Source organism: Bacillus sp. CH_70 (genome assembly GCF_038007045.1).
Lineage (GTDB): Bacteria > Bacillota > Bacilli > Bacillales > Bacillaceae_G > Bacillus_A > Bacillus_A cereus.
The window spans coordinates 1-8,558 of the sequence record NZ_JBBOWL010000004.1; the positions used below are offsets into that span (position 1 = coordinate 1).

The window sequence follows — 8,558 nt, forward strand, 5'->3', positions numbered from 1 at the left end:
GAACGAGACTATATTCTCTTTCTTGTTGGAATTAATACCGGACTACGCGTGAGTGATCTACTCCAAATCGAAACACAAACCATAATAAAACTAAAACGAAAAAAGAGAAAAGAATTCAAGATCAAAGAAGGAAAAACAAAGAAAGAACGCATGATTAATCTTACTTCTATTTTTGATGAAGTATATTCGTATGCCCAAACTCTAAAAAACACCTGGTTATTCCCTTCCCGTAAAGGAGATCAGCCCATTAGTAAGATCCAGGCTTATCGACAATTGCAAAAAGCCGGAGATTTTGCCGGTGTAGAATCCATTGGTACTCACACCATGCGCAAAACCTTCGGCTATTGGTTTTATAAACAAACAAAAGATGTAGCCATGTTACAAGAAATACTCAATCACAGTACACCACAAATTACACTTAAATATATTGGGATTAATAAAGAAGAGAAAGACAATATACTTGATACATTCCAAATATAATTTTTATTTTTCAAAAAAATTATATATTGGAAATATGCAATTATGCATACTTCCAATATTATTCTTGAATACCAATAATAACTATATTAATATAATCAAAGTACAAAATGAATAGGAGGAAACATACTATGAACAAAATTATCGAAACTAAAAACTTAAACAAATTAGAAGAAAAAGAACTTCTTGAAATTAACGGTGGCGGAAATTTCTGGGATGATTACAGCATCATTGGTAAAGGTGTTGAAACAACTGCTATTATCGCAGGTGCATTATACACTGCTGGTTATACACTTGGAAAAATGTCTGGAAGAGGAAGATAAAAATGAAAAATAATACATTTAAAAACATTAAAGGCTTAACTAAAATTGAAAAATCACTTGAAAATATTTCTGGTGGTGGAAATTCTTATAATCCTTTCGCAGGAATGAACCCAACTGCTGTTGTTGTAGGTGGAGTTGTAGCGGTTGGATCTGGAATTGTTGGTTTTTACAATGGCATCAAAGGCCGTCAATAAATAATAATTAATATTAAAAACAATATCCTTCTAAAATTTGATTATATCAATTATAGAAGGATATTGTTTTATTAGGAGATAGAGATGTTTGGATTTAAAAAATTAAAATGGATTCAACAACACGATTTAAAAGATTGTGGTCCAGCATGCATAGCAGCTATATGCCATCATTATAAAGCACCAGTATCAATTTCAAAAATAAGAACATTAGCCCATACTGATCAAGAAGGAACAACATTAAAAGGATTATTAAAAGCACTTACAAATCTGGGATTTGAAGCAGAAGCTTTTCGTGGTACCAAAGAATCTTTAAAAGAAATACCATTACCTGCTATTGCACATATTATTACCCCAGAAGGAATATTGCATTATGTAGTATTACATAAAATTTCAAGTAAACATATTACTCTTATGGATCCTAGTTTAGGAATAAAAAAATATAGTTATGAAGAATTTTATAAATTATGGACAGGAATATTAGTTTTAACGATTCCAAAAGAAATTCAATCTCATAACTCTACATATTCTCCATTAAAAAGTTACTTAATCCAATTTGTTTTAACCAATAAAAGAATTCTAAGTTCTATTTTTATTTTATCTATACTTTTTAATACAATAGGCATTTTAGGTGCTTTTTACTACAGTTATTTAATCGATGTCATATTACCAAAACACTTAACTCATACATTAGAGATTGTATCCTTATCAATAATTCTATTATATATTTTAAAAATATTTATTAATTACTCTAGAACATATTTACTTTTAAAATTAAGCAAAACCATAGATATTGAACTTATGCTTGGTTATTATAACCATGTAATAAGATTACCTATTTCATTTTTTGAAACAAGGCGTGTTGGAGAAATTATATCTAGATTTTTAGATGCTGGTAAAATTAGAGAGGCCCTATCAAATACAGCAATTACCTTATCAATTGATACAATAATGCTAATCGTAGGATCATATTTATTATATTTACAAAATACACATCTATTTCTAATTACATTATTATTTGTTCCAATATACGTATTAATCATAGCTTGCTTCCAAAAACCATATGAACAATTAAATAAAGAAGAAATGCAAAATGGAGCTTCATTAAATTCTTATTTAGTCGAATCATTAAAAGGAATTTTAACTGTAAAATCTTATGTTGCTGAAAACGTAATATATACAAATACAAAAAATAAATTTCTAGATTTTTGGAAAGTAGTTCTTAAAAAAGGAAAACTCATTGGATTACAAGATTCCATAAAACAAGGAGTACAACTAATTGGAGGAATACTTATTTTATGGATCGGTGGACAAGAAGTCTTAAGAGGAAATATGACAATAGGCCAATTAATAACGTACAATGCACTACTACTATATTTTTTACAACCAATTGAAAATTTAGTTCGTTTACAACCTAGTATTCAAAGTGCATTAGTTGCTTGGGAACGTGTACAAGAAATATTAGAACTAGAAACTGAATACAATAAAAAAACATCAAATTCCTCATTAAGTGAAATAAAAAGTATTACAATCAATAACGTTTCTTTTGGATACGGACTTCAAACAAATATATTAAAAGATATTACTCTTAAATTACAAAAAGGTGAACATATTGGGTTAGTTGGAGAAAGTGGTTCTGGAAAAACAACCATAGCTAAACTTTTATTAAAATATTATAAGTTTCAAAAAGGTGAAATTTTATTTAATGATATATCATGTGAAGAATTAAATGAAAATGAATTAAGAAAGAAAATTATTTTTCTTTCACAAGAATCTTTCTTTTTCGAAGGAAGCATATATGAAAACATTTGCTTTGGTTTAGATTATAAACCAACTTTAGAACAAGTCATTGATATTGCTGAAATGCTAAATGCTCATAGTTTTATTAACAGTATGCCATTAAAGTACAATACAATGATTGAAGAAGATGCTTCAAATTTATCAGCCGGACAAAAACAAAGACTTTCTTTAGTAAGAGCAATATTAGCGAAACCTGAAGTATTAATTCTAGATGAAGCCACAAGTAATCTAGACTCAACAACAGAACAAAATATACTAAGCTCATTACAAAAATTAAAAGAACAAGGTTTAACTATTATTTCTATTGCACACCGATTATCAACAATAAAAAACTGTAACCAAATTTATGTTTTAAATAGTGGACATATCTTAGGCCAGGGAACTCATTCTGAATTAATAGAAAATAACCCAGAATATCAAAAATTATGGGAAAATCAATTCCCAAATAAAAAACAACTAGCTTAAGCTAGTTGTTTTTTATTTTAAAAATAGATTTTCTAAAAACAATGAACCATAATGAGGAACATTATTTACCTTTAAAAATACTCCTATCAACAATACTACAAATAATAAAGTAAGCGATTGCCACAATGATATCTTAAAATCCTTCAAAATAATTACCACCTAAACTGTAAAAAATCCTATTTTAAATTTATACTCTTTATTAATAAATTTCTTTCAAAGCAATATAATTTTGAAAATAATTAATAACCAACTATAAATTACATCTACATATAATCTATTAACATTTTATCATATAAATTATACCAAAATAGATAAAAATAAATAACAATTTTACTCAAAAAAACTATATACATTTTACTTTCTTATACAATTTACAAAAAACCACATACTAATAGCAAGGGAATGCTTGTAGACTAATCTATACTGCATTCCCTTATTGTATGTATGCTATATTCTTATTCGCCTTTTTCTAACAGTAGAACCACGAATCTTGGCGAAGACATTGTTTTTTGCCCTGTCCTAGGGTCCGTCCTTGCTTTTTATTCCACGGTTCCCTTGACCACGAGCCTCTGAACCCTCAAACTCCCAAAGATAACCCCAGCGGGCAAAAACCGCCCTTCTGGGGCCACCTCTGGCGAGTTTGCATGAGGGTTCCCCTCATCGTCAAGGAACTTTCGCGGCATAAACGCCAGGACTCGGATCATAAATCTTAAAATGGTTATTTTCCAAATAACCTCGCAAAAAAACCTTTGGATTCAGTAGATGCTGTTAATGCTTTTGATTCCTGTACTTCTCTAATTGTTTCAAGTAACTGTTGATCACGTTTTTCTAACTTATTATCAATATAATCTTGTTGTTTTTGTAATTGTTCAATTAACAACTTATTAAACTCTTCTTGTTTCTCACTATATTCTCTTAGTCTACTAACTTCATTTTTCAATGCTTTTAATTCTTCAGCTAAAATTTCCCCAACTTCTTTACTAGGAACAGGTTTTATACTTTCTCCACCTGTAGCAAAATAATGTTCAATTTGTCGTATAGAATAATTTTGCTCCCTGTGTAATTGTTTAATTATTTGCATAGCCTCAAGTGCTTTTTCATTAAAAATATTATAACCAGATTCATTTTTTTCTAAAGGAATATGAGTTCTTAATTCTTTCATCCAATTTCGAACAATGTTTGGGGACTCGTCTAAATATAATGCTACCTCTTTAACCGTCATGTCCTTATAACCTGGATTTTCTTCACCTAAGTATTCACTTTTATCCACCTTTTTACCCACCTCCAATACCTAGATAAAAACCAAGCTTTTCAAAATACCCATGGTTATTTTGAGAAATATCCACCTTAATACCTGGGTAAAAAACCTAGGTTTTTATTAACTCAATTTACTAAGGTTAGTATCCACCTATCCAACTAAAAAATCAACTAAACCTATAAAAATCTATTTTAAATATACCTGTGCTAAATCTACCCTTCCTTTTCCATGCCCTAATTCCTCATGAACTATATTCATTACATCCTGTACTTGCTGATATATACCTTTAAACTCTTGGGTAACTCCATAATCCGCGCGTTTTCCTTGTTCATGATTTTTTAAGATGTAACCCAAGACTTCCTGTCCTCGCCCATAGGAATCCCCTAATAATTCTTTAAAACGTTCCCTAGCAAATGTATGACGAAACATATGGGTTCCATTTGTTTGAATTCCTGTTACTTTCCCAGCTTTAAGTAATGCGGCTCTCAAAGTATTATCTTTAACCGGAATAATTTTTTCATGTAACTGTTTATCTCCAATCATCTTATGGATCTTATCTTTTACATGTTCCGGAATCTGAACTTTACGTCTCCGCCCACCCTTTGTAATTCCTTTTCCTTGTTCAATCTTCAAAACATTATTTTTCAAATCAAAATGTTCCGGAGTTAAATTAATAACCTCTCGTGCACGAAGACCTAAATGTAATTGTAATTGAAATGCATTTCGAACATGAACAGAAGATACACTTTCTATTAATCTATTAGCATCTCTCAAACTCATAGAGCGATTCTCAGGACCCTTTCTATCTTTTTGATAGTTATACACTCTTTTTTCAGAACAAAATCTTATAGGCTCTTTCTGGAGCTTCTCAGCTTGTTTATGCATTGCTATTTGTAATTTCCTTAATCCTGTTTCAATATTCATCAAGTGTCCGTTGGACACTCCTTCCTGTTCTTTATGCTGTAAATAAGCATGATAGTGTTCTTGTTTAAAGTGAATAATCCGCGTAATTTCAAATTGCTCTCTACAAAAACGAGCAAAATCAATCGAAACAGACATCGTATTTTGAATATGTTTAAAAGAATATAAACCTCCCGTATGTCGCCCCTCTTTTTTAGCTTCATATTTCGATTGTCCAACACAAATAATTTCCTTTACCGCATTTTCAATTTGTCTTACAAGCGATACCTTAGAAGATCCTCTTCGTCTTCCCATATTTTCGCCGCCCTTCGGTCGGCCCGTTTTCGCTCACGCTCAAACGGGCATAATCCACCTTATTGTGCGCGGCAAATGCGCCGCACCCCATAAGGTGTCAATCCGCTACTCCATATGCATCTGTAAAACTCAAATTTAAGCCTAAGCCTATCGCTCCATATTTAGCGTGGAGAGCAACTGTTATATCCACGTTTACTTAGCGAAGACACTTGTCTTCGCAACGGCATGGCTATAGCCATGCTTCTTTCGTACCTTCCGGTCCTCACTCCTTTTTTATATTGTTTAATCCCAAAACACATTCGTTCATTTTCATGATCTCATTAAAAATAAATAATTATATATAAAAAGAGCCGTTTCGGACTCAGAGTCATAGACACAAAATAAGTGTCTGAATCTGAACCGCGAAACGGCTCTTGAATGTTTAAACGAAATAAAAAAAGAAAAGTAAATCTATATTTAATTTAACATAAATTGGATACGGATTCCAAGGGTTTTCGTTGACTTTTGGAGTAGAGGCTGGTTCGTAGTGTGGGGGCGAAACCCCACGTATTACGTATCTATCCATATGGTAAGTGAAATTATGATTCGAATTCACTAGCGGTTCGGCTCGTATAATAGCAAATTCAAGCCGATGAACCTAGATAGTTGCTTTTGGATGTATCGGCTTGGTGCCGCCAAAACTCGAGCCGAAAAAAGTTCCGCAAGGATGTAGCAACGCGAAAAGGGTGGAGATTTTCTGTAGCAAAGCGAAAGAAAATACGACCCGTTCCTTGCGGAACTTTTAGCCATTTCTATATAGAGTGAGAAGGGACAAGCATACCAAAGTGGAAAAACCCTAGTAATATCAAGGGTTTCAAGATTTTTCGTACTTACCGTTTTTGGTAAGTAAACTTACCGTTTTTGGTAAGTACGAAATTAATAAAAAAAGTCTACTAATTAAAGTAGACTTAAAATAATTTGATAGGTAAATTTTTAAGCTGTTTAGGAACCTTTCTAAACATAGCTTTAAGTGTTGGATTAACTTCATCCCTATTACCTGAAAACATAACATGAGGATTTATAAACAAAGCATATGCCCTAACATTATTATCATCAACACCACTCTCAGAACGAGCAATAATGCCTTTATCAATTAATTTTCTAACCAAAGGACTAACTTTCGTTTCATGTCTTCCTATTTTTTTTGCTAATTCTCGCTGAGTCAATGGTATTTGTTCTTTAGAGTTAATATCACTAACTAAACAATTACTTAAAAACCCTACACACATTGAAATATCTAATAAAAATACCTTTTCAGCATTTGTTAAATAATCAATTTCAAATAAATACTGGATGTTCTGTTGAATAATCTGAACAAACTTTGCCTTATTTTTCACTTTACGCTCAGGAACTAACTTCATTCCTCTTGAACTAGCTTTTGCTTGAAGTTCATTTGCTAAATACATCTCTTCTTCTGACAAGATCTTTGAATCCTCGATTTCTCTCAATCTTGCATTTTTTTCAGCTTGTTTTAAATTGATAGTATTTGTCATAACTTTTCTCCTCGTTCCTAGTATTTACAACTAGTACAGAGACTCTTTTTATGCTATTATGTAATTAGAATTTTATAAGAATAAAAAAAGCCTCTCATTATAGTTGTTTCTCGACAATTCAATTATATCATGATTGGCTTTTTTTGTTATAACTAAAAGAAAAAGAGTTCTGTATATAGAACTCTTTTTCTTTTTTCACTTTATAAAAATATCGAAAAACTCAAAAGGGCAATAATTCCCGAAACCAACGAAACCCCTACAACAATCAACGTTTTTTGAATGATGTATTTTTTCTTATCTCGCTTCTCTCTTTCCGCATTCACATCTTTATTTTCCATGAAAGCAACAATTTCAGAGTATGTTTTTATATTTTCGCGCTTCTTGATTATGTCAATTTTAATAGCTGCTGTCATAGCAATTACCCAAAAAACAATTGGAATAATTAAACCTACATTACCAAAATATTTAATTGCTAATCCTATTGATCCTACAGCTAAAATCAAGAATATAGCCATTACCTGTCCTAACTTATTAAATTTAACTTGCTGAAGATTATTTTTCATCATTTCCATGTCCCCTTTAACTAAATCATCTAAAGAAACATCGAAAAGAACACTTAGAAGCAATAAATTATGAATATCAGGATAACTTCTTTCATTTTCCCAATTTGAAATAGTTTGACGAGAAACATAAATTTTTTCAGCTAAATCTTCTTGAGAAAACCCTTCCCTATCTCGATATTTTTTAATTTGTTTACTAAGATTCATTTCGCTCGCTCCTTCTACATCCAAAATAGTTCAAGGTAATGATTTATAAGTAGCAAATATCTTTATAAAAGCTAATTTTAATATGTCAAAAGGCTTTATACATCGTTTAAACGCCTTATTTATCAACGATTGTTAAGATCTTAATCCTCAACAAAATAAAAAATGTATATTATCCACTTTTATGAAATCATTAATTTAAAATATATAAACCCTTACTAAACTATCATCTATATTCAATTGATACAATATTATAAAAAATAAAAAAGAATCCCATAAACATAGGACTCTTTTTTATTATATTCCAAAGTAAACTTTTGAATATTAGTTTACATTCAATTCCCCTTAATCATTGACTTCTAACCAAAAACCCTGATATCCTTAATTTATATAATAAAAGTATACATTCAAAACACTGTAAATAAGGAGGTCATAAATCCATGAATAAAAAACCACATCTTATTGATGTCCAACCCATCCGTAGCAAAGAACAGATTGAAGATATGAAATGGGCTCTTAAACGTCATTGTTCC

Annotated in this window: 8 protein-coding genes and 1 pseudogene; 5 read left to right on the plus strand and 4 right to left on the minus strand. The window is 30.8% G+C overall.

What is annotated here, in order from left to right; translation table 11 throughout:
* From N2V79_RS29120 to N2V79_RS29135, 4 genes are all read left to right on the plus strand, one after another.
* A partial coding sequence (locus tag N2V79_RS29120; protein WP_340720576.1) for a tyrosine-type recombinase/integrase occupies positions 1-480 on the plus strand: 480 nt, incomplete at its 5' end.
* Between the two features lie 128 nt (positions 481-608).
* On the plus strand, positions 609-800 hold the full coding sequence (locus tag N2V79_RS29125; protein ID WP_340720577.1) for a hypothetical protein: 192 nt from the start codon (positions 609-611) through the stop codon (positions 798-800).
* 2 nt (positions 801-802) lie between these two features.
* A complete protein-coding gene (locus N2V79_RS29130) occupies positions 803-994 on the plus strand; it encodes a hypothetical protein (RefSeq protein ID WP_340720578.1) in 192 nt (63 codons plus the stop codon).
* Between the two features lie 84 nt (positions 995-1,078).
* Positions 1,079-3,256, plus strand: coding sequence for a peptidase domain-containing ABC transporter (locus tag N2V79_RS29135; protein WP_340720579.1), 2,178 nt, complete (start codon positions 1,079-1,081; stop codon positions 3,254-3,256).
* Between the two features lie 718 nt (positions 3,257-3,974).
* Here N2V79_RS29135 and N2V79_RS29140 read toward each other — a convergent pair.
* The 4 genes from N2V79_RS29140 to N2V79_RS29155 all read right to left on the minus strand — a co-directional run bounded on the left by N2V79_RS29140 (position 3,975) and on the right by N2V79_RS29155 (position 8,028).
* Positions 3,975-4,526, minus strand: a complete 552-nt coding sequence (locus N2V79_RS29140) for a DUF3967 domain-containing protein (protein WP_340720580.1) — start codon at positions 4,524-4,526, stop codon at positions 3,975-3,977.
* A gap of 174 nt (positions 4,527-4,700) precedes the next feature.
* On the minus strand, positions 4,701-5,729 hold the full coding sequence (locus N2V79_RS29145) for a site-specific integrase (protein ID WP_340720581.1): 1,029 nt from the start codon (positions 5,727-5,729) through the stop codon (positions 4,701-4,703).
* Between the two features lie 947 nt (positions 5,730-6,676).
* On the minus strand, positions 6,677-7,261 hold the full coding sequence (locus N2V79_RS29150) for a MarR family transcriptional regulator (protein ID WP_000185579.1): 585 nt from the start codon (positions 7,259-7,261) through the stop codon (positions 6,677-6,679).
* 200 nt (positions 7,262-7,461) lie between these two features.
* Positions 7,462-8,028, minus strand: a complete 567-nt coding sequence (locus N2V79_RS29155; RefSeq protein WP_340720582.1) for a helix-turn-helix transcriptional regulator — start codon at positions 8,026-8,028, stop codon at positions 7,462-7,464.
* Between the two features lie 437 nt (positions 8,029-8,465).
* On the opposite strand from N2V79_RS29155, the pseudogene N2V79_RS29160 reads away from it, so the two are divergent.
* A pseudogene (locus N2V79_RS29160) lies at positions 8,466-8,558 on the plus strand (tyrosine-type recombinase/integrase); the annotation flags it as partial.